Consider the following 22,216-nt stretch of genomic DNA (forward strand, 5'->3'; position numbering starts at 1 on the left):
ACTCCTATGGGGGAGGGCCGGGAGGGGCGCAGGTCGAGCGGCGTGCGCCCCTCCCGGGCCGGTCAGGACGGTGTCGCCGTCGGCACCGTCGCGCCGGGGGCCTGGCCGGACCCGGTCCGGCGGGCGGCCCCGACGTGGTGGAAGAGCAGGTTGAGCAGGACGGCCATCACGCAGCCGGCCGAGATCCCGGAGTGCATCAGGGTCCGGACGGCCTCGGGGAAGGAGTCGTAGAACGTCGGCACCGCGATCGGGATGATGCCGACGCCGAGCGAGACCGACACCAGGATGGTGTTCGAGCTGGACTCCATTCCCGCCTCCGCGAGGGTGCGGATACCGCTCGCCGCGACGGTGCCGAAGAGCACGATCCCGGCGCCGCCCAGGACGGGCTGCGGTACCAGCGAGACGACCGATCCGAGCACGGGGAAGAGCCCGAGCAGGATCAGGATGCCTCCGCCGGCCGCGACCACGAAGCGGCTGCGGATCTTCGTCAGCGCCACCAGCCCGATGTTCTGGGCGAAGGCGCTGGCGGCGAAGCCGTTGAAGACCGGGCTGAGCGCGGTGGCCAGCCCGTCGGCGCGCAGGCCGGCGGCGAGGGTGGGTTCGTCGGCCTCGCGGTCGACGATCTTGCCGAGGGCGAGCATGTCGGCGGTGGACTCGGTCATGGAGACCACCATGACGATGCAGAGCGAGGCGATCGCGGCGGCGTCGAACTGGGGTGCGCCGAAGTGGAACGGGGAGGGGAGCGCGAAGACCTTCGCGTCCCGGACCGCGCCGAAGTCCGCCAGGCCCAGCGGGAGGGCGATCAGGGTGCCGAGCGCCAGGCCGAGCAGGAGGGACAGCTGCTGCCAGAACCCGCGCAGCAGCCGGTTGAAGAGCACCACCGCGACGAGGGTGATCGCGGCGAGGCCGATGGCCCGCATGGAGCCGTACCCGGGGGCGCTCGGCGATCCGCCGCGCGCCCAGTTGACCGCCACCGGGAGCAGGGACACCCCGATGAGGGTGATCACGGTGCCCTGGACGACCGGTGGGAAGAACCGGATGAGCTTGCAGAAGTACGGCGCCGCGAGGAAGCACAGGAGCCCCGCGACGATCACCGCTCCGAAGATCACCGGGAGGGCGTCCTTCGGTCCGTGTTCCTGGGCGATGGCGATCATGGGTGCGACCCCCGCGAAGGAGACGCCGTTCACGAACGGCAGTCGCGCCCCGATCTTCCAGACGCCGAGGGTCTGGAGCAGGGTGGCCAGTCCGGCGGTGAACAGGCTGGCCGATATGAGCAGGGCGAGTTCGCCGGGGGAGAGCCCGACGCCGGCGCCGACGATGAGCGGGGGTGCGACGACTCCCGCGTACATCGCGGCGACGTGCTGCAGTCCGGTGGAGACGAGCTTCACCGGGGGCAGCACCTCGTCCACGGGGTGGGTGCCGGACCCGGGTGACGTGCCGGCGTGGGCCGACGCGTCGCCCGGGCCGGGCGTTCTCGCTGGGGTGGAACCGCCGTCTTTGCTGCTGGTGCTGGGTGCCATGTCGAGCCCCTCTTGTGCTCGTGACTCCCGGCGCGCCCGTGGCGCTGGAGACTGGCCGGTACTGCGGTGGCCGAGGGCGGGACGGCGGTGCAAGGGTCCCTCGGCCGGCCTCTCCGGTGCCCCGGGCCGGCCGCCGCGAGGCGAACACGAACTCCGGTGGGTGGGGGTGGAGAAACTGGTGGTGCCGGTGGTGCGGGTACTGCCGTCCGCCCGGACTCGACCGGCCGTAGGGGGCCGGAGGGTGCGGCGATTCCGGGCGGTGTCCATGGGGTGGGGGAGGTCAGACGACCGGGATGACCGGTACGACGCCCTCGCGGTGCACGGTGCCCTCGATGAGGCCGTACATGCGGTCCGCGGCGTAGTAGACCTCGTTGTCGTTCTTGAGGCCGAACGGCTCCAGGTCGACGAGGAAGTGGTGCTTGTTCGGCAGTTCGAGGCGGACCTCGTCCACCTCGGCGCGGTTGTTCAGGACCCGGGTGCCCATCGAGTGCAGGGTCTGCTGCAGCGAGTAGGAGTAGGTCTCGGCGAACGCCTCCAGCATGTGGCGCCGCACGTGGGTGTAGGAGCGGTTCCAGTTGGGCTGGGCCTCGCCGTCACGGCCGCTGTACCCGTACTTCCAGCGGGCGGTGACCTGGGTGGCGAGGATGCGGTCGTACGCCTCCTGCAGGGTGGTGTACTTGTCCTTGATGTAGCCCCAGAACTCCGAGTTGGTGGAGTTCATGACGATGAGGTCCTTCAGGCCGGAGATGACCTGGACGGACTCGCCGTCGTAGACGACCTCGGTGGTGCGGGTCTCCTGGCCGTTGCGGACGAAGGAGTGGCCGACCTCCTCCGAGCCGATGAAGCGGGCCGAGTTGTCCGGCGTCTTGATCCGGTCCCAGGCGTACTCCTCGATCCGGATCCGGGCGCTGTGCACGACGCCGCGCTCGGTGTCGTCGACGAAGTGGCGCGCCAGGAGGATGCCGAAGGCCTCGGCCGACTCGATCCCGTACTCCTTGGCGAAGGCGTACACGGTGTTCTTGGTGGTGTCGGTGGGGAGGCAGTTGGCGTTCGAGCCGGTGAGGTGGACGTCCTCGAACTCACCCTGGAGGGAGACCGAGACGTTCAGGTCCTTGATCTCGTGCCGGGTGGAGTCGCGGTAGATCCGCACGATGCGGTTCTCCGCCTTGCCGTACTGGTTCTGACCGAGCACGTGGGCCATGACGTGGCTCCTAAATGCTTCCAGGTCGGTCTACTAGCTTCCGCGGTAGACCGAGTATCCGAACGGGTTGAGCAGCAGCGGCACGTGGTAGTGGTGCTGCGCGGGCGCGACCGTGAAGACGATCGAGACCTCGGGGAAGAACGGCGTCTCCTCGGACTTGCGCGCGTAGTACGCGGCGGTGTCGAAGAGCAGCCGGACGACCGAGCCCGCCTCCACGGCCGGCAGGTCCTTGGCCCGGCCGTCGGAGTCCGTGGCGGAGGTGCCGAGCACCTGCCAGCCACCCTCGGTGTGCAGTGCGAGCTCGACGGGGACACCCTCGGCCGGGCGGCCGAGGCTGGTGTCGAGCACGTGGGTGGAGATGCCAGTCATGGGTGAAGTGACCTTACTGATGGCAGAGGTGATGCTGCGTCGGTGAATCCTGACGGTACGTCAGGCGTGCCCCCGTCGGGCGTGTTCCGCGGGGCGCGGGTCCGGGTGCGGGCCCGGGTGCGGGCCCGGCTGTCGGTCCGGGCGCGGGTCCGGTCGGGTGCGGCCGGAGGTGGGACCGGGATCGCCGGATCCGCGCCCGCCGGGCCCGCCCGGTGCCGTCAGGACTCGTCGAGCAGCCGGTTGAGCCGGATGTCGTTGATCTTGCGCAGCTCGCCCCGGACGATCTCCGCCTCGACGGCGGGGTCGTTGGGGTGGCGCTCGCGCAGGGCGGCGAGCATCGTGGCCGCGGTGCGGCCGGTCGCGCAGATCAGGAACACGTGGCCGAACTTGGCCTCGTAGGCCGCGTTGGCCTCGTGCAGTTCGTCGAGGAGCGCTCGGTCCACGCCCTGGATGCCGGCCTGTTCCCGCTCGGAGGTGGCGTCGCCCGCCTTGGGCTTGCCGATCCGGGCGTGGCCGGCCATCGCGTCGTGCAGGTCGGAGACCGTGAGCGAGGCCATCGCCGCCGCGTTGGCGGCGAGCAGGCTCTCGCGGTCGGACCAGGGCTCGGCCTGCGCGACGGCGTCGGCCCAGCCGGGGCTGGAGCAGATCTCCAGCAGGATCGCCTTCAGGTCCGCGGCGTCGGCCGCGGCCAGGGCGTCAAGGGCGTGGGGGTGGTTGGTCACAGGTGGACCTCCTGAAGAGTGGTGCCACCCGCACAAGCTAGATCCACCCCACCCGGCCGTCAACACTTTGTTGAACGGTTGGTGGTTACGTTTTGAACCGGCTTCCGTCGCCGGGCCGTTTCGTGTGCGATTCGCCAAGTGTGCCCCGCCGGGGGCTGATCCAGACTGGCCGTACCGGCGGGGTTCACCCGTCCGGAGGGCCTCCGGTCGGGCGATTCGACAGCGTCGGACCGGCGGCGGTCAGGAGGACTTCGAGCCGTCCTGGCGGTTGAGGTAGTTGTACACGGTGAAGCGGCTGACGCCGAGCGCCGAGGCGACCGTCTCGACCCCGTGCCGGACGGTGAAGGCTCCGCGCTCCTCCAGGAGGGCGACGACCCGCTGCTTCTCCAGGCGGTCCAGCTCGGCCAGCGGGCGCCCGTCGAACTGGCGGCCCATCTCGGCCAGCAGCCGGTCCAGCGCACTGCTCAGGTGCGGCAGCCGGACGGCGAGGGCCGGGGCGCCCTCCCACTCCAGGACGACGTCCTCGGACTTCGCCTCGTCCAGCGGGACGGGCGTCGCACCGACCGCGTCCAGCAGTGGCTTTATCGCCGCCGCGAGCGGGTGTTCCAGGTGCTCGGTCACGGCGCACCGCCCTCCTGGCCCAACACGCTGACCTGGACGGAGATCCGGGTCGCGCCGGCGTCCAGGGTCTCCCGGAGCAGCTTGGTCACCGCGTCGAGGACCTGCTGGGCCTCGCCCTCGGCGCCGGTCCCGAAGGGGCCGACCGACACGGCCAGGCCGGCCTCGTCGACGACCTTGCGAGCCGCCGCGGCGTGCTCGGGGAACGTGTCCAGTTCGAACGGTTCTGTCGTGAACTCCACCATCAATCGCACGTGCTCACTGTAGCGATCGGCGGTGCGGGCGGGCAGGGGCTGGTCGATCGAACAGCCGCGGTGCTGGTGGGGGAGCCGCCCCGGGGCTTCTTCAACAAAATGTTGCGGCGGTCTTGACACCTGCTCGACGGGCCGGACATGCTTCCACCAAGCAGAATCCCTCTTCCGGATCGTGGAAGTTGAGGATCTCGGAAGAGAGTGAGAGGTGAGTGACGTGACGGCCGCTTCCCGGCACAGCTTCACGGTCAACCTGTCGATCCTGTTCAGCGAACTGCCGCTGCTGGAGCGCCCCGCCGCGGCCGCCGCGGCCGGCTTCACCGCCGCCGAGCTCTGGTGGCCCTTCGGGGCCGACGCCACCCCGGCCGAGGCCGACCTGGACGCGCTCCGCAAGGCCTTCGGCGACGCGGGCGTGCAGCTCACCGGGCTCAACTTCCTGGACGACCTGACCCTCGGCGTGCGCGGGACCGTCTCGGTCCCGGCCGAGAAGGACCGATTCCGGGCCAACGTCCCGGTGGCCGCGGCGCTCGCCGCCTCGCTCGGCACCAAGGCGCTCAACGCGCTCTACGGCAACCGCGTCGAGGGCGTCGAGCCCGCCGAGCAGGACGCCCTCGCGCTGGAGAACCTGGTGATCGCCGCCAGGGCCGCCCACGAGGTCGGCGCGATCCTGCTCGTCGAGGCGCTCAACGAGGCCGAGTCCCCCGACTACCCGCTGGTCTCCGCCGCCGCGGCGGTCGAGGTGGTCGACAAGGTCAACGCCGCCACCGGCCTGGGCAACGCGAAGTTCCTCTGCGACCTGTACCACCTGGCCAGGAACGGCGAGGACCTGCCGGCCGTCATCGACGCCTACGCCGACCGCTTCGGTCACGTGCAGATCGCCGACACCCCGGGCCGCAACGAGCCCGGCACCGGCGACCTGGACTTCGAGGACCTCTTCACGCGGCTCACCGCCGCCGGGTACACCGGCCGGATCGGCCTGGAGTACCGCCCCTCCACCGGCGTCAGCGCCGACAGCTTCGGGTGGCTGCCGCGCGAGCACCGCGCCGCCGAGTAGCGCCGCCGGGCCCGCCGCCCCGCAAGCCCCCCGCCTCCCCACTCCACGAACGACGTAAGGAACGACGCGATGAGCCGCAAGATCGCCTTCATCGGCCTCGGCATCATGGGCAGCCCGATGGCCGCCAACCTGGTCAAGGCCGGCCACCACGTCACCGGCTACAACCTCACCCAGCCCCAGATCGACGCGCTGGTCGCGGCCGGCGGTCACGGCGCCTCCTCCATCGCGGACGCGGTGAAGGGCGCCGAGGTCGTCATCACCATGGTCCCGGCCGACCCGCACGTCGAGCAGGTCATCCTGGGCGAGGGCGGTGTCCTGGAGAACGCCAGGCCCGGCACCCTGGTGATCGACATGTCCTCGATCACCCCGCAGACCTCGATCAAGGTCGAGGCGGCCGCCAAGGAGAAGGGCGTCCGGACCCTGGACGCCCCGGTCTCCGGCGGCGAGGCCGGTGCCGTCGAGGCCGTCCTGTCGATCATGGTCGGCGGCGAGGCCGCCGACTTCGCCGAGGCGAAGCCCCTGTTCGACGCCCTGGGCACCACGGTCGTCCACGTCGGCCCGGCCGGCGCCGGCCAGACCGTCAAGGCCGCCAACCAGCTGATCGTCGCCGTGAACATCCAGGTGCTCGCCGAGGCCGTGGTGTTCCTCGAGAACGCCGGCGTCGACCTCGCCGCCGCGCTGGACGTGCTCGGCGGCGGCCTGGCCGGCTCGACCGTGCTGAACCGCAAGAAGGCGAACATGCTCAACCGCGAGTTCGCCCCCGGCTTCCGCATCGACCTGCACCACAAGGACATGGGCATCGTCACCGACGCCGCCCGCACCGTGGGCGCCGCGCTGCCGGTCGGCGCCGTGGTGGCCCAGCTGGTCGCCTCCGCCCGCGCCAACGGCGACGGCTCGCTCGACCACTCGGCGCTGCTGCGCGGCGTCGAGCGCCTCTCGGGCCGCGAGGTCAAGTAACACCCCCGGGGGCTCCCCGCGAGCCCCCCACCGACTCCTCCTGGTGGCGTGTACCTCATCCGGTCGTGCCCGCGCCACCAGGAGGCCATGCCCGACCGGCGTGCGGGACCGGGGCTCATCCGCCCGCCCGCCGGTCGAACCAACCGGTGATGCGCACACTCCCTGTCGGGGGCACTTCGGTCGTGCCTGTTGCGCTTCGCCTGGCCCCCTCCCCGCCGAGGGGAGCCCCTCGTACGTCGGAAGCGGGACGAGGGGAACGGCGGGGAGGGGGTCGCACCCCGCGTCCGGACGGCCGGGCGGCGTGCCGCGGCTCCGCGGGCGCAGCGCCCTTGACCGCGGGCGCACGTTCTCCGCCCGGAGGCTCGCACCCCCGCAGCACCCGGGCACATGCTTGGCACACGCCGGCGAAACCTCGCCGCACCCGTACGGAAGTGAGGACCACACCATGCCCGTCACCCCCCACCAGGGCCACGTGGTCGTAGCTCCCGACAAGTTCAAGGGCACCCTGGAGGGCGCCGAGGTCGCCGCCCGGATCGCGGCCGGCATCCGGCGCGCCGCGCCCGGCGTCGAGGTGCGCGAACTGCCCGTCGCCGACGGCGGCGAGGGCACCCTGGCCGCCGCGCTCGCGGCCGGCTTCACCCGCGTCCCGGCCAAGGTGGCCGGTCCGACCGGCCTGCCCGTGGACGCCGCGCTCGCCGTCCGCGGCGACACCGCCGTGGTCGAGCTGGCCCAGTCCTCCGGACTCGCCAGGCTCCCCGGCGGCCGCACCGCCCCGCTGGCGGCCGGCTCCTACGGGGTCGGCCAGCTGATCGGCCGGGCCGTGGCGCTCGGCGCCAAGCGGATCGTGCTCGGCCTCGGCGGCAGCGCCTGCACCGACGGCGGCGCGGGCATGGTCCAGGCGCTCGGCGTGGGCCTGCGGGACGCGGACGGCGCCGAACTGCCGCCGGGCGGGGCCGCGCTGCGCAAGCTGGCGCACATCGACCTCGGGCCGCTGGCCGACGCGCTGACCGGCGTCGAGATCGTGGTCGCCTGCGACGTGGACAACCCGTTGCTCGGCCCGCGCGGCGCCACCGCCGTCTACGGGCCGCAGAAGGGCGCCGACGGCGAGGACCTGGTGGTCCTCGAGGAGGGGCTGACCCGCTTCGCCGACGAGGTCGCCCTGGCCACCGGGCGCGACGTCCGCGAGGCCCCCGGCGCCGGGGCCGCGGGCGGGGTGGGCTTCGCCGCCCTCGCCCTGCTCGGCGCCACCATGCGACCCGGTATCGAGCTGCTGCTCGAACTGCTGGGTTTCGACGAGGCCGTGCGTGGGGCACGCCTCGTCGTGACCGGCGAGGGCTGCCTGGACGCGCAGACGCTCCACGGCAAGGCCCCCGCCGGCGTCGCCGCGGCGGCCACCCGGGCGGGGGTTCGGGTGGCCGCTGTGGCAGGGCGGCTGGAACTGTCCGAGCCCGAGTGGCGGGCCGCCGGCTTCGCCGACGCCGTCGCCCTCACCGACCTGGCCGAGCAGCCGGGGGACAGCATGACCAGGGCCGGCGAGCTCGCCGAGGTGGCGGGGGAGCGGCTGGCCGGCCGCCTGCTGACCGGCTGACCACTCGTACGTTCCTCCATTGACGTTTTGTTGAAGACGGGCCTAGGCTCCCGGCAATCCCTCGGTTCCCCGGCCCGGACCCCCTCAGGCACCCACCCCCAACTCCCAGGTTTCGGAGGTCCCCCATGCCTTTCAGCCAGCCAGCGGTGATCCGCTCCCGACGGGTGGTCCTGCCCGACGGCGAGCGCCCCGCCGACGTGCTGATCCGGGACGGGAAGATCGAGCAGATCGCCACCCACGGCTCGCTCCTCGCGGGCGACCGCCCCGACGTCGCGGGCGGCCTCACCGACCTCGGCGACACCGCCCTGCTGCCCGGCCTGGTCGACACCCACGTGCACGTCAACGAGCCCGGCCGCACCGAGTGGGAGGGCTTCGCCACCGCCACCCGGGCCGCCGCGGCCGGCGGCGTCACCACGATCATCGACATGCCGCTCAACTCCATCCCGCCCACCACCACGGTGGACGGACTGGTGGCCAAGCGGAAGACCGCCGAGGGCCAGGCCTGGGTCGACCTCGGCTTCTGGGGCGGCGCCGTGCCCGGCAACGTGCCGGACCTCGAACCCCTCCACCGCGAGGGCGTGTTCGGCTTCAAGAGCTTCCTCGCCCCCTCCGGCGTCGACGAGTTCCCGCACGTCGAGGCCGCCGACCTGGAGGCCGCGCTGGCCGAGCAGGCCCGGATCGGGGCGCTGGCGATCATCCACGCCGAGGACCCGGCCGTCCTGGCCGCCGCCCCGCAGCAACCCGGCGTCCACTACCGGGACTTCCTCGCCTCCCGCCCGGCCGACGCGGAGACCGCCGCCGTCGCCAACCTGCTGGACACCGCCCGGCGCACCGGCGCCCGTGTCCACATCCTGCACGTCTCCTCCGCGGCCGTGCTGCCGCTGCTGCGCCAGGCCCGCGAGGACGGCGTGCGCGTCACCGCCGAGACCTGCCCGCACTACCTGACCCTGGCCGCCGAACAGGTGCCGGACGGCGACACCGCCTTCAAGTGCTGCCCGCCGATCCGCGACGAGGGCAACCGGGACCGGCTCTGGGAGGCCCTGGCGAACGGCGAGTTCATCGCCGTCGTCTCCGACCACTCGCCCTCCACCCCCGACCTCAAGCTGCTGCCCGAGTACGGCGGCAGCGGCGACTTCGCGGCCGCCTGGGGAGGCATCGCCTCGCTGCAGCTCGGCCTGCCGGCGATCTGGACCGAGGCCCGCCGCCGCGGCCACGGCCTGGTCGACGTGGTCCGCTGGATGTCCGGCGGACCGGCCGAACTGGCCGGCCTCACCGCCACCAAGGGCGCCATCGCGGTGGGCCGCGACGCCGACCTGGTCGCCTTCGACCCCGACGGCGAGTTCGCCGTCCACGCCGCCGGACTGCACCACCGCAACCCGGTGACACCGTACGCGGGCCGGACGCTGACCGGCGTGGTCCGCACCACCTGGCTGCGCGGCCGCGTGGTGGACACCGGCGCCGAGCCCTTCGGCCGCCAGCTCACCCGGCCCGCCGCCGCCACCACCCCGACCGATCGCCCGTCCTGAGGAGACTCCGTGACCCCTGCCGACACCCCGAGCGCTCCCTTCACCGAGCTGGTCGACCTGGCCTCGCGGCTGCTGGGTGCGGGCGTCGTCGCCACCAACGAGGACACCTTCGCCGACGCCGAGAACCTGCTGGTCGCCAAGCCCGCCGAGTTCCGCCCGCACACCTTCGGCCACAAGGGCCAGATCATGGACGGCTGGGAGTCCAAGCGCCGCCGCGGCGTCAGCGCCGACCAGCCGCACCCCACCGACCAGGACCACGACTGGACGATCGTCCGGCTCGGCGCCGCCGGTGTGATCCGCGGCCTCGTCGTGGACACCGCGCACTTCACCGGCAACTACCCGGAGAGCGCCTCGGTCGAGGCCGCCTCCGTCCCCGGCCACCCCTCGCCCGGGGAACTGGCCGGCGCGGAGTGGACCACCCTCGTCCCGCGGACCCCGCTCCAGGGCGACACCGCCCACGAGTTCGCCGTCGAGGACGCCGCCCGCTACACCCACGTCCGGCTCAACATCTTCCCGGACGGCGGCGTGGCCCGGCTGCGGGTGCACGGCGAGGTGCTGCCCGACCCGCGCGAACTGGACGGCCTCACCTTCGACCTGGCCGCCCAGGAGTACGGCGGCGTGGCCGAGGCGGCGTCCGACCGCTACTTCTCCTCCCCGCACAACCTGAACGCTCCCGGTCGCGCCTCCGTCATGGGCGAGGGCTGGGAGACCCGGCGTCGGCGCGACAAGGCCAACGACTGGGTGCAGATCGCCCTGGCCGGGGGCGGTGAGGTCCTGGCCGCCGAGGTGGACACCACCCACTTCGTCGCCAATGCCCCCGGCTGGGCCGACCTCGTCGGCTTCGACGCCTCGACCGGGGCGGACCCGGCCGACGGCGAGTGGTTCGAGATCCTGCCCCGCACCCGCCTGCAGCCCGACACCCGGCACCGCTTCCGGCTCGACGTCGGCCGCCCGGTGACCCACGTGCGCATCAACGTCTACCCGGACGGCGGCCTCGCCCGGCTCCGTCTCACCGGCCGCCTCACCGAGTCCGGCCGTGCGGCCCTCGCGCTGCGCTGGTTCGACGCCGTCCCGGCCGCCGAGGCCGCCGCGGCCCTCACCGAGGCCGGCCTGAGCGCCGAGGAGGCCGCCGCGCTGGCCGCCGCCCGCCCGCTGGCCGACCAGGCCGCGGTCACCGCCGCCGTCGCGGCGCTCCAGCCCGCCGACGGCCCCGACGGCGAGCACTCGTCCCGCCGCCGCTCGGCGCTCTGGCGCCTGCTCGGCATCTGACGGCGCCCCGGGCGGGCCCCGGCGCCCGCCCGGCGGCCGTCAGACCACTCTCCGCACCGCCTTTATCGACACCTGAAGGACCCTCCATGTCCAAGAACCTGACCACGGAGTCCGGCGCCCCGGTCGCCGACAACCAGAACTCGGCCTCGGCCGGCGAGTACGGCCCGCTGCTGATCCAGGACCAGCAGCTGCTGGAGAAGCTGGCCCGCTTCAACCGCGAGCGCATCCCGGAGCGCGTCGTGCACGCCCGCGGCTCCGGCGCCTACGGCTACTTCGAGGTCACCGACGAGGTGTCGCAGTACACCCGCGCGGACTTCCTCGCCGAGGTCGGCAAGCGCACCGAGGTCTTCCTGCGCTTCTCCACCGTGGCCGGCAACCTGGGCTCCAGCGACGCGGTGCGCGACCCGCGCGGCTTCGCGCTGAAGTTCTACACCGAGCAGGGCAACTACGACCTGGTCGGCAACAACACCCCGGTGTTCTTCATCAAGGACCCGATCAAGTTCCCCGACTTCATCCACTCGCAGAAGCGCGACCCGTTCACCGGCGTGCAGGAGGCGGACAACGTCTGGGACTTCTGGGCCCACTCGCCCGCCTCCACCCACCAGATCACCTGGCTCTTCGGCGACCGCGGCATCCCGGCCTCCTACCGCCACATGAACGGCTACGGCTCGCACACCTACCAGTGGGTCAACGCCCAGGGCGAGGCCTTCTGGGTCAAGTACCACTTCAAGACCAACCAGGGCATCCGCTCGCTGGACGGCGACCAGTCCGCCGAGGTGCTCGGCGCCGACGCCGACTCGCACCAGCGCGACCTGCACCAGGCCATCGAGCGCGGCGTGTTCCCGTCCTGGACCCTCTACGTCCAGCTGATGCCGGTCGCCGAGGCCGCCGACTACCGCTTCAACCCGTTCGACCTCACCAAGGTGTGGCCGCACGCCGACTACCCGCTGGTCAAGGTCGGCCGCCTGGTGCTCAACCGGAACCCGGAGAACGTCTTCGCCGACGTCGAGCAGTCCGCGTTCTCGCCGAACAACTTCGTGCCCGGCATCGGCCCCTCCCCGGACAAGATGCTCCAGGGCCGCCTGTTCGCCTACGCGGACGCCCAGCGCTACCGCCTCGGCGTCAACCACACCCAGCTGCCGGTGAACGCCCCGCGCGCCACCGAGGCGAACAACTACGGCCGCGACGGCCTGCACGCCGTCAACAAGTCCGGCCGCGGCAAGAACTACGAGCCCAACTCGTACGACGGCCCGGCCCAGACCGACGACGCGCTCGCCGCGCCGGTCAAGCTGAACGGCTACACCGGCACCTACACCACGCCCGCCCACACCAAGGACGACGACTTCTTCCAGGCGGGCGAGCTGTACCGGCTGATGTCCGCGGGCGAGAAGACCCGCCTCATCAACAACATCGCGGGCTTCCTCGCCCAGGTGACCCGCGACGACGTCGTCGAGAAGAACCTCGCCCACTTCCACGCCGCCGACGAGGAGTACGGCGCCCGCCTGGAGGCGGCCGTCGCCAAGCTGCGCGCGGGCGACGAGGGCTGACACCCGGGCGGCGGCCGCGCGGGACGGCGGTACCCGCGTGGGACGGCGGTTCCCGCGCGGGGCCGGCCGACTGACTGACTGACGCACCCTCACCGGTCGCCGGGGCCCGCACCCCGGCGGCCGCACGACGGGCTCCTCCCCCCAGGGCAGTGGGGGAGGGGCCCGTTCGCGTACGCCCGGCCGGTCGGGCGCGGACGGCGGCGGGACGGCGGCGGGGCGGGGGTGGCCGGGGGTGAGCTGGGAGCCGGCTGGGCGGCGGCTGGGAGTTTCCTGGGGATCCGCTGGGAACGGCTCCACGGAATGTTCACGGAGTTTCACGGACCTCGCCTGCCGGAGCCCCCGGGTCGATAGGCTGGACGGTGCCCGCGGTCGCTCCGTGGGGGGACATCGGAAGGGGACGACATGTCGACACCAGCCCCGGGTCGCCACGCCGCGCCGGACCAGGGCCAGAGCAGCCCGTTCACCTCCCTGCAGTACGCCCTCAGACTGCTGGAAGCCGTCGACCGCCACCCCGACGGGGCCACCCTGGTGGCCCTCGCCCGGGAGACCTCGCTCGGCCTGCCGACCGTCCGGCAGCTGGCGGAGATCCTCGAGATCGAGGGTTATCTCCAGTGCCAGGACGGCGGTTGGGTGCTCGGCGGCACCTTCGCCCTGCTCGGCCAGCACAACCGGGAGCAGCTGGTGAAGGCCCGGCTGAACCGCAAACTCGTTGAGCTGCGCGATGAGTTGGGCGCGGCCGTCTACTTCAGCCGTTACCACGACGGGGAGTTGACCGTCGAGGCCGTCGCCGCGGCCGACTACGCGCCCGCGGTGCAGGAGTGGGTGGACTTCCGGGCCACCGCGCACGCCAGCGCGATCGGCAAGTGCCTGCTCAGTCAGCTCGACGTGGACGGCCGTCGCGACCACCTCTCCCGGCATCCCGTCGCCCGGCTCACCTCCCGGACGGTCACCGACGCCGACCAGTTGATGCACCGGCTGGAGCGGCAGCCGGCCACCGTGCCGGTGCTGGACATCCAGGAGTACGCGCTCGGCACGGTCTGCGCGGCCGTGCCCGTGACGGCGGGCAGCACGGTGGGCTGCCTGGCGACCTCGATGCCGGTGGACAACGTGCACCGGCTGAGGGCCGCGGCGGAACTGCTGGCGGCCAGGGCGGCGCCGTTGATGCTGGCGATGGCGGTCTGAGCACCGCGGTCGCCCCCGTGGGCCCCGCCGGATCCGAGTGATCCGGCGGGGCCCACGCGTTCGCGGGGCCGGATTCGGCCGGAGCGGTGTTCCGCGGGAGCCCTTCCCGGCCGTGTTTCGCGGGCCGTCCGGCGGTGCACATCACTTATTAGACTCGATGTCGATAAGAGTCGCCGAAACCCTTGTCCCGGTCACTACCCGCGAGTACGTTTCCCTGAGCCGAGCCGCCGCCCCCAGGTCAGGAGGGCCTGCCATGCCCCGAACCACCCCCGTTCCCGCCCTCGCCGCAGACGCCGCCCGCGTGCACGACAGCCTCGTCCTGGAGCCCCGGGACGTCCGCTTCGACTGGTCCCGGCTGCCGCTGCACTGGATCCCCGACGAGCCGATGGCCACCCACGTGATCAACGTGCTGCACCTGCTGCTGCCCGAGGGCGAGCGCTGGTTCGTCAAGGTGTTCAAGGAGGCGCTGCCGCTGATCCGCGACGAGCAACTGCGGGAGGAGGTCCTGGGGTTCATCGGGCAGGAGGCCATCCACGCCGAGGCCCACCAGGAGGTCCTCGACCACCTGCTCGGCCAGGGGCTCGACCCGCGCCCCTACGTCCGGCAGATCTCCTGGCTGTTCCAGCGCGTCCTCGGCGACAAGCCCGGGCTCTCCCCGGCCCGCCGGCGCGAGAACATCATCGAGCGGGTCGCCTTCATCGCGGCGATCGAGCACTTCACGGCCTTCCTCGGGAACTGGGCGCTCAACTCCCCGGGCCTGGACCGCGCCGAGGCCGACCCGACGATGCTCGACCTGTTGCGCTGGCACGGCGCCGAGGAGGTCGAGCACCGCAGCGTCGCCTTCGACCTGATGGTCCACCTCGACCCGGGCTACCTGCGGAGGGTCCGCGGCATGGCCGTCTCCGGGCCGCTGCTGGTCCACCTCTGGGTGCGCGGGGCCCGCTTCCTGCTCGCCGCCGACCCGACGCTGAACGGCCGGCTCAAGCCCACCTGGCGGGAGGCGGGGCGGATCGCCAAGCGCGGCCTGCTGCCCGACCCGCTCCGGTCGGTCCGCTCCGGTCTGCGCTACCTGCGGCCCGGCTACCACCCGACCCAGGAGGGGTCCTCCAGCCAGGCCCTCGGCTACCTCGCCACCTCTCCGGCCGCCCGCGCCGCCGCGGGTCGCTGAGGAGCGGCGGGAGGGGCGGGTTTCAGCTGACAGATTTCAGCGAACAGAGAACGTCATCTGTTATCTGTTATCTGTTCGCTGAAATCTGAACTCTGTGATCTGTTCGCGGAAGTCCGTCCGCCCGACCCCGCCCCGCTCACCCCGCCGCCCGCCGTGACCCCCGCCCGCCTGCCGTTCCCACCCCGCCCTGACGCCAAGGACCGCCGGATGGACCTGCTCGACCCGCCCCCCGACCTCTACGGCCGCCCCCGCGCCGACAGCTTCATGCGCCGGCTCACCGCCTTCGGCGACCGCTACTCCCCGGCCCTCGGCAGCCCGCTGCTGCGCCGCAACCCCCGCCGGCCGCTCAGCCGCCCCACCCCACCGCTCCAGCTGGTCGTCCGGGCCCGCCGACAGCTCGCCGGCGACGTCGTCGAGCTGACCCTGGCCGACCCCTCCGGCGGGGCGCTGCCACCCTGGCAGCCCGGCGCCCACCTGCGCCTCGCCCTGCCCTCCGGCCGTGAGCGCCACTACTCGCTGACCGGCGACCCGGCCGATCGCGCCGCCTACCGGATCGCCGTGCGCCGCCTCCCCGGTGGCGGCGGCGGTTCCGTCGAGGTCCACGAGGCCCTGCACCCCGGCAGCCGGCTGACCGCCCGCCGGCCCCGCAACGGCTTCGCCTTCTGCGCCGAACCGGCCGTCCTGCTGCTCGCCGGAGGCATCGGCATCACCCCGTTGCTCCCGATGGCCCGGGAGGCGCAGCGGCTCGGCCTCGACTGGCGCCTGGTGCACACCGGCCGCAGCGCCGACACCCTGCCCTACACGGACGAGCTGCGCGCCCTGGACCCGCGGCGGGTGGTGCTGCGCACCGACGACGACCACGGCGTGCCCGGCGGCGCCGAACTGCTCGCCCACGCCCCGCGCGGCGCGGCCGTGTACTGCTGCGGCCCGGCCCCGATGCTCACCGCCGTCCAGCGCGCCCTGGACGGATCCCCGGCCAGGGCCCTGCACTTCGAGCGTTTCGGTGCCGCCCCGGTCACCGACGGCGCGCCCTTCACGCTGCGTCTGGGCGCCGACGGCCCGGAGCTGGACGTCCCCGCGGACCGCTCCGCCCTGGACGTGCTGCGCGAGGCCAGGCCGGACCTCCCGTACTCCTGCCACCAGGGCTTCTGCGGCACCTGCGAGGTCCGCCTGGTGGCCGGTACGCCCGAGCACCGGGACCGCCGCCTCACTCCCGAGCAGCGCGCCGCCGGCGCCCTGTTGCCCTGCGTCTCCCGGGCCGCCGAGGGCGAGACCCTGGTGCTCGACCTGTAGGGCTTGCCCTGGCGCACCCAACGCCCCGGCGCACCCTGGCGCACCCAACGCCCCGGCGCAGCCTGGCGTACGGGGCGCCGCACCCGCAGCGTGTCCGACCTCGTGCTCGACCTGCCGAAGGAGCCAAGGATGGCGAACCCCCCGACCTTCCCCTACGACGAGCGCGACCTCGCCCGCTTCCGGGAGACCCAGCAGCTCGCCTACCACTGCGCCGAACAGGTCGCCGCCTGGATCGAACCGGGCGTCACCGAACGGCAGACCACCGCCGAGCTGCGCCGCCGTCTGGTCGCGGCCGGGGTGCAGGACTTCTTCCACGTCCCCTTCGCCTGGTTCGGCGACCGCACGGCGTTCCGGCACTTCCGCACCCCGCTGCAGTTCTTCGCCGGCAACCGCCGCCTGGAGGAGGGCATGCCGTACGTGCTGGACTGCGCGCCCGTCGTGGACGGCTACACCGCCGACATCGGCTACGGGGGCAAGGTCGGCGAGAACCCGGTCTGGGACCGCCTCGCCGCGGACCTCCAGGTGTACCGGGAGCTGATCCTCGCCGAGGTGCGCGCCCGCAAGCCGCTCGACCAGGTGTACGCGGCCGTGGACGCGCAGATCGCCGCGCACGGCTACGACAACCGCCACCGGGTGTACCCGGGCCGGGTGATCGGCCACCAGGTCACCCGCACCACCGCGCGCGGCCCGGCCGGGGTCAGCGTCCTCGGCTTCGGCGTGCGGACCCTGCAGACCCTCGGCCGCGAACTGGTCACCGAGCGGCTGCACGGCCGCTCGCCGCTGTGGGCGGACGGTCGGTCGTCCCGGCACGCGCCCACCCCGGGCCTGTGGGCGGTCGAGCCGCACATCGGCTTCCGCGGCGTGGGCATCAAGTTCGAGGAGCTGCTGGTGGTGACGGAGGACGACGCCCACTGGCTCGACGACGACCTGCCGCACGTCCGCCGCTGGCAGGACGCCGCGGGCACCGCGGCCGCCCCCGCGCCCGCGGCGTCCCCCGCCTCCGCCCCCGCCCCCGCCGGGCCGACGCCCGGGCGAACCGACGAGCCGACCCCCTCGACCGCCACCCTGGAGGCCACCCGATGAGCACCCCCGCCCCCGACGGGACCGTCCGCCGCCGCACCGTCCACTCCGGCGGTCTGGCGCTCGCCGTCTTCGAGCAGGGCGACCCGGACGCCCCCACCGTCCTGCTGGTGCACGGCTATCCGGACACCCACGCCGTCTGGGACGACGTCGCCGCCGACCTCGCGCGCGACCACCACGTGGTCCGCTACGACGTGCGCGGCGCCGGCGAGTCCGGTGTGCCGACGACCCGCGACGGCTACCGGCTGGCACAGCTGGCCGACGACCTGTTCGCGGTCGCCGACGCCGTCAGCCCGGACCGCCCGGTGCACGTGGTCGCCCACGACTGGGGCTCGCTGCAGTCCTGGGAGGCCGTCACCGAGCCGGGCGCCGAGCACCGGATCGCCTCCTACACGACCATGTCCGGCCCCTGCCTGGACCACATGGGCTACTGGCTGCGCCACCGGATGCGCCGGCCCACTCCGCGCCATCTCGGTCAACTGCTCCACCAGGGCGTCCACTCCTGGTACATCACCGCCTTCCACCTGCCCTTCCTCGCGCCGGGCGTGTGGCGCCTGGGCCTGGCCCGGGCCTGGCCGCGGGTGCTGCGCGACCTGGAGCGGGTCACCCCGCGGGCGGACCACCCGCAGCCCAGCCTGCGCCGCGACGCGGTGCGCGGCATCGAGCTGTACCGGGCCAACTTCCGCCCCGCGCTGCGCAGTCCGCGGGAGCGCCCGACGCAGGTGCCGGTCCAGTTGGTCACCCTCACCCGGGACCGCTACGTCGGCACCTACCTCTCCGAGGGCCTGGAGCGCTGGGTGCCGAACCTGACCCGGCGGACGCTGCACGCCGGGCACTGGTCGGCGCTGCTGGAGCAGGGGGCCACCGTGGCCGGGCTGGTCCGGGAGTTCACCGGCCGGATCGAGCGCGGCGGCGCGCAGGCCCCGCAGCGGTCCGCACGGTCCCTGGGGGACGGACGGCTGGTGGTGGTGACGGGCGGCGGCAGCGGCATCGGCCGGGCGACGGCGCTGGCCTTCGCCGAGGACGGCGCCCGCGTGGTGGTCTGCGACCTCGACCTCGACGCCGCCGAGCGCACCGCCGAACTCGCCTCGCTGATCGGCCCGCCGGCGCACGCCTACCGGGTGGACGTCGCCGACGGCGCGGCCGTGGACGCCTTCGCGCAGGCGGTGGCCGCCGAGCACGGCGTGCCCGACGTGGTGGTCAACAACGCCGGGATCGGCCACTCCGGCACGTTCCTGCAGACCACCGAGAAGGAGTGGCAGCGCGTCCTGGACGTGAACCTCTGGGGCGTCATCCACGGCTGCCGCGCCTTCGCCGCGCTGATGGCCGACCGCGGCCGGGGCGGCCACCTGGTCAACGTCTCCTCGGCCGCCGCCTACCTGCCCTCCAAGGCCCTCACCGCCTACGCGACCAGCAAGGCCGCGGTGTTCATGCTCTCGGACTGCCTGCGCGCCGAGCTCGCCGGGCACGGCATCGGCGTCTCGACGATCTGCCCCGGCATCGTCAACACCAACATCACCCGCACCTCCACCTTCTCGGCCACCACCGACGCCGAGCAGGCCGCCAAGCAGGCCCGCGCCGCCCGGCTCTACGCCCGCCGCGGCTTCCCCCCGGAGAAGGTCGCCACCGCGATCCTGGACGCCGTCCGCACCAACCGGCCGGTCGTCCCGGTCACTCCCGAGGCCAAGGCCGCCCGCTTCCTGAGCCGCCTCAGCCCGGCCCTGCTGCGCCTCGCCGCCCGCCTCGACGTCACCTGACCGGGCCCGCTGCCACGGCACCCCGCCCCCACCGGCACGACCGCCGGACCGACCGTCGGGACGACCGCACGGCACGACCGCCGGACCGACCATCGGCACGACCCGGCGAGGGGGCGGGGCCGTGGGCTGCCCCGGAGGGTGTGACAGGATCGAGGTCCATGGAGATGACGACGGCTCTTTGGTCATTCGCGCTGGTGGTGGGCCTGCTCACGCTCACGCCCGGGCTCGACACGGCACTGGTCCTGCGGACGTCCGCGCTGGGCGGGCGGCGGCAGGCGTGGGGGGTCGTGCTGGGGATCCAGACCGGCACCCTGGTGTGGGGCTCGCTCACCTCGGCCGGGGTGACGGCGCTGCTGACGGCCTCGCAGCTGGCCTACGAGGCGCTGCGCTGGGGCGGGGCCGCGTACCTGGTCTGGATGGGCGTCGGGATGCTGCGCGGCAGGAGCGGGCAGCCGGAAGCCGAGGAGGGGCCCGCGGACGGCGGGTTCGTCCAGGGCTGGCGGCGCGGTGCGCTGACCAACCTGCTCAACCCCAAGGTGGGGGTCTTCTACGTGGCGGTGCTGCCGCAGTTCATCCCGGCCGGGGCGCCGCACTTCGCCGCCGGCGTGGCGCTGACCTGCGTGCACGTCGTGGAGGGCCTGCTCTGGTCGACGGTCCTGGTGGGCTTCGCGCAGGCGGTGCGCGGCTGGCTGCGCCGCCCGGCCGCGCGCCGACTGATGGACCGGGTCACCGGGATCGTGGTGGTGGGCTTCGGCCTGAAGCTGGCCCTCTCGGACTGAGCCGCCCGCCGCTGCCCGTCCGCCGCCGCCCGTCCCTCGCTGCCCGCCCCCGCCGCCAGTCGCCGCCCGCCCGTCGTACCCCGCCGGACGCCCCGCTCAGCGGCCGAGCCGGGAGAGCCCCTCGCGCAGTTCCCGGGCGTTCATGCAGAGGTGCACGTCGATGTCGGCGTTCATCTCGAGCCAGAACGGTTCGCAGATGGACGGCAGCGCCGCCTCGTCGGGGACGTCCACGACGATGATCTGGCAGCGGCGTCCGTTGCGGGCGAAGAAGTAGGCCGCCTCCGGCTTGAGGTTCCCGAGGAGCCGTTCGAACTTCTCGCCGATCGAGCCGTCGGCGATGAGCCTGTTGGACGTCTCGGTGTCGATCTCGATCTCCAGCAGCGCGCGCATGACGCCGCTCCTTCCCGGGGCTCGGGCGAGTCCGCAACTCCAGCGTCCCGCCGCGGCGGTGGGCACGCAACGTCACTCGGCCGGCCGCCCAGGACTGGCCGCGGTGACGGCGCCGGGGCTGCATGGGAATCGCCATTCCCGAGCGCGCAGGAGCGACCCATGGCGATCATCGTGCTCTTCGACATCCCCGGTGTCACCCAGGCCCAGTACGACGCCGCGATCTACCGGCTGACCGGCGGAAAGGGCCTCCACCAGCCCTCGGACCTGCCGGTCCCGGGCCTCCTCTCGCACGCGGCCGGGCCGACGGAGGACGGCTGGCACGTCACGGACGTGTGGGAGGCCCGCGGGGCGTTCATCCGGTTCAGCGAGGTGCTGATGCCGATCCTCGAGGAGGTGGGCATCCCGACCGTGCCGCCGCGGATCCTGGAGGCGCACGCGGTGGTCACCGCCCCCGTCCCGGAGGGCTGAGCCGGCCGGCGACCGCCGCCGCCGGGTCCGCAGCCGACCGCCGCACCCGCCCCCGGGCCGGCCTCCCGATCCCGACCGCGGCCCCGACCGTGACACCGGCTGCGGCCCCGACCGTGACACCGACCCCGACTCCGACCCGCCCCGACCGCGGTCCGCTCAGGCCGCGTGCGACGAGGCCCGGGTGAGGGCGGCGGGTGAGGGCGCGTCGGTGGCGGGGGCCTGCGCGGCGGCCTCGTGGTGGATCGGCCCGTCCCCGGCGCTCAGCGGCAGGCAGCTGCCGCCGCGCCGGTGGGCGACGATCTCGGCGGCGACGGAGACGGCCGTCTCCTCGGGTGTGCGGGCCCCGAGGTCGAGCCCGATGGGTGAGCGCAGCCGGCCGATCTCGGCCTCGGTGAGGCCGACCTCGCGCAGCCGCGTCTCGCGGTCCCGGTGGGTGCGGCGCGAGCCCATCGCGCCGACGTAGCCGACCTGCAGCCGCAGGGCGCGTTCCAGCAGCGGGATGTCGAACTTGGCGTCGTGGGTGAGCACGCAGAGCACGGTGCGCCCGTCGATCCGGTCGAGCTGGGAGTCGAGGTAGCGGTGCGGCCAGTCGACGACGACCTCGTCGGCGTCGGGGAAGCGCCGCCGGGTGGCGAAGACGGGGCGGGCGTCGCAGACGGTCACGTGGTAGCCGAGGAACTTGCCGATCCGCACGACGGCGGCGGCGAAGTCGATGGCGCCGAAGACGAGCATCCGCGGCGCGGGCACGTAGGACTCGACGAAGCAGGTGACGGTGCCCTGCTCGTGCTCGTCGCAGGGGCGGCCGTCCAGGCCGAGCACGATGCGCCCGGTGCGTCCGGCGTCGAGCATGGCGCGGGCCTCGGTGACGATCGCCCGCTCGAGCGCGCCGACGACGGTGGGGGCGGGGGAGAGGGCGCCGTGGTGGGTGTCGGCGGTGACGGCGACGGTGGCGCCGGCCAGTGCGCCGGGCCCGGCGATCACCCGGGCGAGCGCCACCGGGGTGCCGGAGGCGATGTAGGCGATGCCGGCGTCGAGTCCGGCGTCGGCCCCGGGGACGACCGGCTGGACGAAGACGTCGAGGATTCCGCCGCAGGTCAGGCCGACGGCGAAGGCGTCCTCGTCGCTGTAGCCGAAGCGTTCGAGCACCGGCTCGCCGGACTCGATGGCGGCCTGGCACAGCTCGTAGACGGCACCCTCGACGCAGCCGCCGGAGACGCTGCCGACCGCCTCGCCGGCGGCGTCCACGGCCAGTGCGGCGCCCGGGTCGCGCGGCGCGCTGCCCGAGACGCCGACGACGGTGGCGACGGCGAAGGAGCGCCCGGACGCGTGCCAGGCCTGCAGCTGCTCGGCGATGTCCTGCATGTCGGGGGCTCCTTGTCGGTCGGGGGCCGGCGGGCCGGCGGGCCGCGGGGTCGGGGTCGGTGGCCGTGGTTCGTGGGGGCGGACGGCGTGGACGGCGTGGAGGGCGTGGACGGGC

The 22,216-nt window shown here is 73.7% G+C and carries 20 protein-coding genes and 1 pseudogene; 13 read left to right on the plus strand and 8 right to left on the minus strand.

Features of this window, described 5'->3' with window-relative positions; translation table 11 throughout:
• Positions 1–62: 62 nt before the first annotated feature.
• The 6 genes from ACFYUY_RS02490 to ACFYUY_RS02515 all read right to left on the minus strand — a co-directional run bounded on the left by ACFYUY_RS02490 (position 63) and on the right by ACFYUY_RS02515 (position 4,675).
• Positions 63–1,520, minus strand: coding sequence for a nucleobase:cation symporter-2 family protein (locus ACFYUY_RS02490; protein ID WP_360213972.1), 1,458 nt, complete (start codon positions 1,518–1,520; stop codon positions 63–65).
• Positions 1,521–1,800: 280 nt separating this feature from the next.
• Positions 1,801–2,721 (minus strand): factor-independent urate hydroxylase, encoded by a 921-nt coding sequence (gene pucL, locus ACFYUY_RS02495; RefSeq protein WP_360213974.1) that lies wholly within the window; start codon positions 2,719–2,721, stop codon positions 1,801–1,803.
• A gap of 33 nt (positions 2,722–2,754) precedes the next feature.
• Complete coding sequence (gene uraH, locus ACFYUY_RS02500; protein ID WP_350602013.1) at positions 2,755–3,090, minus strand: hydroxyisourate hydrolase; 336 nt, start codon at positions 3,088–3,090, stop codon at positions 2,755–2,757.
• A gap of 218 nt (positions 3,091–3,308) precedes the next feature.
• A complete protein-coding gene (gene uraD / locus ACFYUY_RS02505) occupies positions 3,309–3,812 on the minus strand; it encodes a 2-oxo-4-hydroxy-4-carboxy-5-ureidoimidazoline decarboxylase (RefSeq protein WP_360213976.1) in 504 nt (167 codons plus the stop codon).
• Positions 3,813–4,052: 240 nt separating this feature from the next.
• Positions 4,053–4,433 (minus strand): helix-turn-helix domain-containing protein, encoded by a 381-nt coding sequence (locus ACFYUY_RS02510; protein WP_360213978.1) that lies wholly within the window; start codon positions 4,431–4,433, stop codon positions 4,053–4,055.
• The gene (locus ACFYUY_RS02515; RefSeq protein ID WP_360214040.1) at positions 4,430–4,675 is read right to left on the minus strand and encodes a thiamine-binding protein; all 246 of its coding nucleotides are present in this window, start codon (positions 4,673–4,675) and stop codon (positions 4,430–4,432) included. Before ACFYUY_RS02515 ends, ACFYUY_RS02510 begins: the two co-directional genes overlap by 4 nt.
• A 214-nt stretch (positions 4,676–4,889) precedes the next feature.
• Between ACFYUY_RS02515 and ACFYUY_RS02520 the strand changes: the two genes are divergently transcribed.
• From ACFYUY_RS02520 to ACFYUY_RS02575, 12 genes and pseudogenes are all read left to right on the plus strand, one after another.
• Positions 4,890–5,735, plus strand: coding sequence for a TIM barrel protein (locus ACFYUY_RS02520; RefSeq protein ID WP_360213980.1), 846 nt, complete (start codon positions 4,890–4,892; stop codon positions 5,733–5,735).
• A gap of 69 nt (positions 5,736–5,804) precedes the next feature.
• Entirely contained in the window at positions 5,805–6,692 is an 888-nt protein-coding gene (locus tag ACFYUY_RS02525) for a 2-hydroxy-3-oxopropionate reductase (protein ID WP_387897245.1), read from the plus strand.
• Between the two features lie 445 nt (positions 6,693–7,137).
• Entirely contained in the window at positions 7,138–8,280 is a 1,143-nt protein-coding gene (locus ACFYUY_RS02530) for a glycerate kinase (RefSeq protein WP_387897247.1), read from the plus strand.
• A gap of 125 nt (positions 8,281–8,405) precedes the next feature.
• Positions 8,406–9,806 carry an allantoinase AllB gene (gene allB / locus ACFYUY_RS02535; RefSeq protein ID WP_387897248.1) on the plus strand — a complete coding sequence of 467 codons (1,401 nt, stop codon included), beginning with the start codon at positions 8,406–8,408 and terminating at the stop codon, positions 9,804–9,806.
• 9 nt (positions 9,807–9,815) lie between these two features.
• Positions 9,816–10,862: pseudogene (gene alc / locus ACFYUY_RS02540) on the plus strand (allantoicase); the annotation flags it as partial.
• 299 nt (positions 10,863–11,161) lie between these two features.
• Entirely contained in the window at positions 11,162–12,622 is a 1,461-nt protein-coding gene (locus tag ACFYUY_RS02545; RefSeq protein WP_360213990.1) for a catalase, read from the plus strand.
• 402 nt (positions 12,623–13,024) lie between these two features.
• Positions 13,025–13,804, plus strand: coding sequence for an IclR family transcriptional regulator C-terminal domain-containing protein (locus ACFYUY_RS02550; RefSeq protein WP_360213991.1), 780 nt, complete (start codon positions 13,025–13,027; stop codon positions 13,802–13,804).
• A 253-nt stretch (positions 13,805–14,057) separates the two neighbouring features.
• Positions 14,058–14,972 (plus strand): metal-dependent hydrolase, encoded by a 915-nt coding sequence (locus ACFYUY_RS02555; protein WP_387897251.1) that lies wholly within the window; start codon positions 14,058–14,060, stop codon positions 14,970–14,972.
• A gap of 207 nt (positions 14,973–15,179) precedes the next feature.
• The gene (locus tag ACFYUY_RS02560) at positions 15,180–16,265 is read left to right on the plus strand and encodes a PDR/VanB family oxidoreductase (protein ID WP_360213994.1); all 1,086 of its coding nucleotides are present in this window, start codon (positions 15,180–15,182) and stop codon (positions 16,263–16,265) included.
• Positions 16,266–16,394: 129 nt separating this feature from the next.
• Positions 16,395–17,348 (plus strand): M24 family metallopeptidase, encoded by a 954-nt coding sequence (locus ACFYUY_RS02565; RefSeq protein ID WP_387897252.1) that lies wholly within the window; start codon positions 16,395–16,397, stop codon positions 17,346–17,348.
• Positions 17,345–19,102, plus strand: coding sequence for an SDR family oxidoreductase (locus tag ACFYUY_RS02570; protein WP_360213998.1), 1,758 nt, complete (start codon positions 17,345–17,347; stop codon positions 19,100–19,102). Before ACFYUY_RS02565 ends, ACFYUY_RS02570 begins: the two co-directional genes overlap by 4 nt.
• Positions 19,103–19,260: 158 nt before the next feature.
• Entirely contained in the window at positions 19,261–19,881 is a 621-nt protein-coding gene (locus ACFYUY_RS02575; RefSeq protein WP_360214000.1) for a LysE family translocator, read from the plus strand.
• A gap of 96 nt (positions 19,882–19,977) precedes the next feature.
• Here ACFYUY_RS02575 and ACFYUY_RS02580 read toward each other — a convergent pair whose 3' ends face one another.
• Positions 19,978–20,271, minus strand: a complete 294-nt coding sequence (locus tag ACFYUY_RS02580) for a hypothetical protein (RefSeq protein ID WP_360214002.1) — start codon at positions 20,269–20,271, stop codon at positions 19,978–19,980.
• 159 nt (positions 20,272–20,430) lie between these two features.
• On the opposite strand from ACFYUY_RS02580, the gene ACFYUY_RS02585 reads away from it, so the two are divergent.
• Positions 20,431–20,739: a hypothetical protein gene (locus ACFYUY_RS02585; protein ID WP_360214004.1), complete on the plus strand. Its 309-nt coding sequence runs from the start codon at positions 20,431–20,433 to the stop codon at positions 20,737–20,739.
• A 156-nt stretch (positions 20,740–20,895) separates the two neighbouring features.
• Here ACFYUY_RS02585 and ACFYUY_RS02590 read toward each other — a convergent pair whose 3' ends face one another.
• A complete protein-coding gene (locus ACFYUY_RS02590; protein ID WP_360214006.1) occupies positions 20,896–22,101 on the minus strand; it encodes an XdhC/CoxI family protein in 1,206 nt (401 codons plus the stop codon).
• Between the last annotated feature and the right edge of the window lie 115 nt (positions 22,102–22,216).

The sequence above is a fragment of the Kitasatospora sp. NPDC004745 genome (genome assembly GCF_042873275.1).
Taxonomy (GTDB): domain Bacteria; phylum Actinomycetota; class Actinomycetes; order Streptomycetales; family Streptomycetaceae; genus Kitasatospora.

Bases quoted from the DNA above. Each gene is read 5' to 3' on its own strand.
- ACFYUY_RS02490 (WP_360213972.1), bottom strand. From the start codon at position 1,520: ATGGCACCCAGCACCAGCAGCAAAGACGGCGGTTCCACCCCAGCGAGA.
- pucL (WP_360213974.1), bottom strand. From the start codon at position 2,721: ATGGCCCACGTGCTCGGTCAGAACCAGTACGGCAAGGCGGAGAACCGC.
- uraH (WP_350602013.1), bottom strand. From the start codon at position 3,090: ATGACTGGCATCTCCACCCACGTGCTCGACACCAGCCTCGGCCGCCCG.
- ACFYUY_RS02515 (WP_360214040.1), bottom strand. From the start codon at position 4,675: ATGGTGGAGTTCACGACAGAACCGTTCGAACTGGACACGTTCCCCGAG.
- ACFYUY_RS02525 (WP_387897245.1), top strand. From the start codon at position 5,805: ATGAGCCGCAAGATCGCCTTCATCGGCCTCGGCATCATGGGCAGCCCG.
- ACFYUY_RS02530 (WP_387897247.1), top strand. From the start codon at position 7,138: ATGCCCGTCACCCCCCACCAGGGCCACGTGGTCGTAGCTCCCGACAAG.
- allB (WP_387897248.1), top strand. From the start codon at position 8,406: ATGCCTTTCAGCCAGCCAGCGGTGATCCGCTCCCGACGGGTGGTCCTG.
- ACFYUY_RS02545 (WP_360213990.1), top strand. From the start codon at position 11,162: ATGTCCAAGAACCTGACCACGGAGTCCGGCGCCCCGGTCGCCGACAAC.
- ACFYUY_RS02550 (WP_360213991.1), top strand. From the start codon at position 13,025: ATGTCGACACCAGCCCCGGGTCGCCACGCCGCGCCGGACCAGGGCCAG.
- ACFYUY_RS02555 (WP_387897251.1), top strand. From the start codon at position 14,058: ATGCCCCGAACCACCCCCGTTCCCGCCCTCGCCGCAGACGCCGCCCGC.
- ACFYUY_RS02560 (WP_360213994.1), top strand. From the start codon at position 15,180: ATGGACCTGCTCGACCCGCCCCCCGACCTCTACGGCCGCCCCCGCGCC.
- ACFYUY_RS02565 (WP_387897252.1), top strand. From the start codon at position 16,395: ATGGCGAACCCCCCGACCTTCCCCTACGACGAGCGCGACCTCGCCCGC.
- ACFYUY_RS02570 (WP_360213998.1), top strand. From the start codon at position 17,345: ATGAGCACCCCCGCCCCCGACGGGACCGTCCGCCGCCGCACCGTCCAC.
- ACFYUY_RS02575 (WP_360214000.1), top strand. From the start codon at position 19,261: ATGGAGATGACGACGGCTCTTTGGTCATTCGCGCTGGTGGTGGGCCTG.
- ACFYUY_RS02580 (WP_360214002.1), bottom strand. From the start codon at position 20,271: ATGCGCGCGCTGCTGGAGATCGAGATCGACACCGAGACGTCCAACAGG.
- ACFYUY_RS02585 (WP_360214004.1), top strand. From the start codon at position 20,431: ATGGCGATCATCGTGCTCTTCGACATCCCCGGTGTCACCCAGGCCCAG.
- ACFYUY_RS02590 (WP_360214006.1), bottom strand. From the start codon at position 22,101: ATGCAGGACATCGCCGAGCAGCTGCAGGCCTGGCACGCGTCCGGGCGC.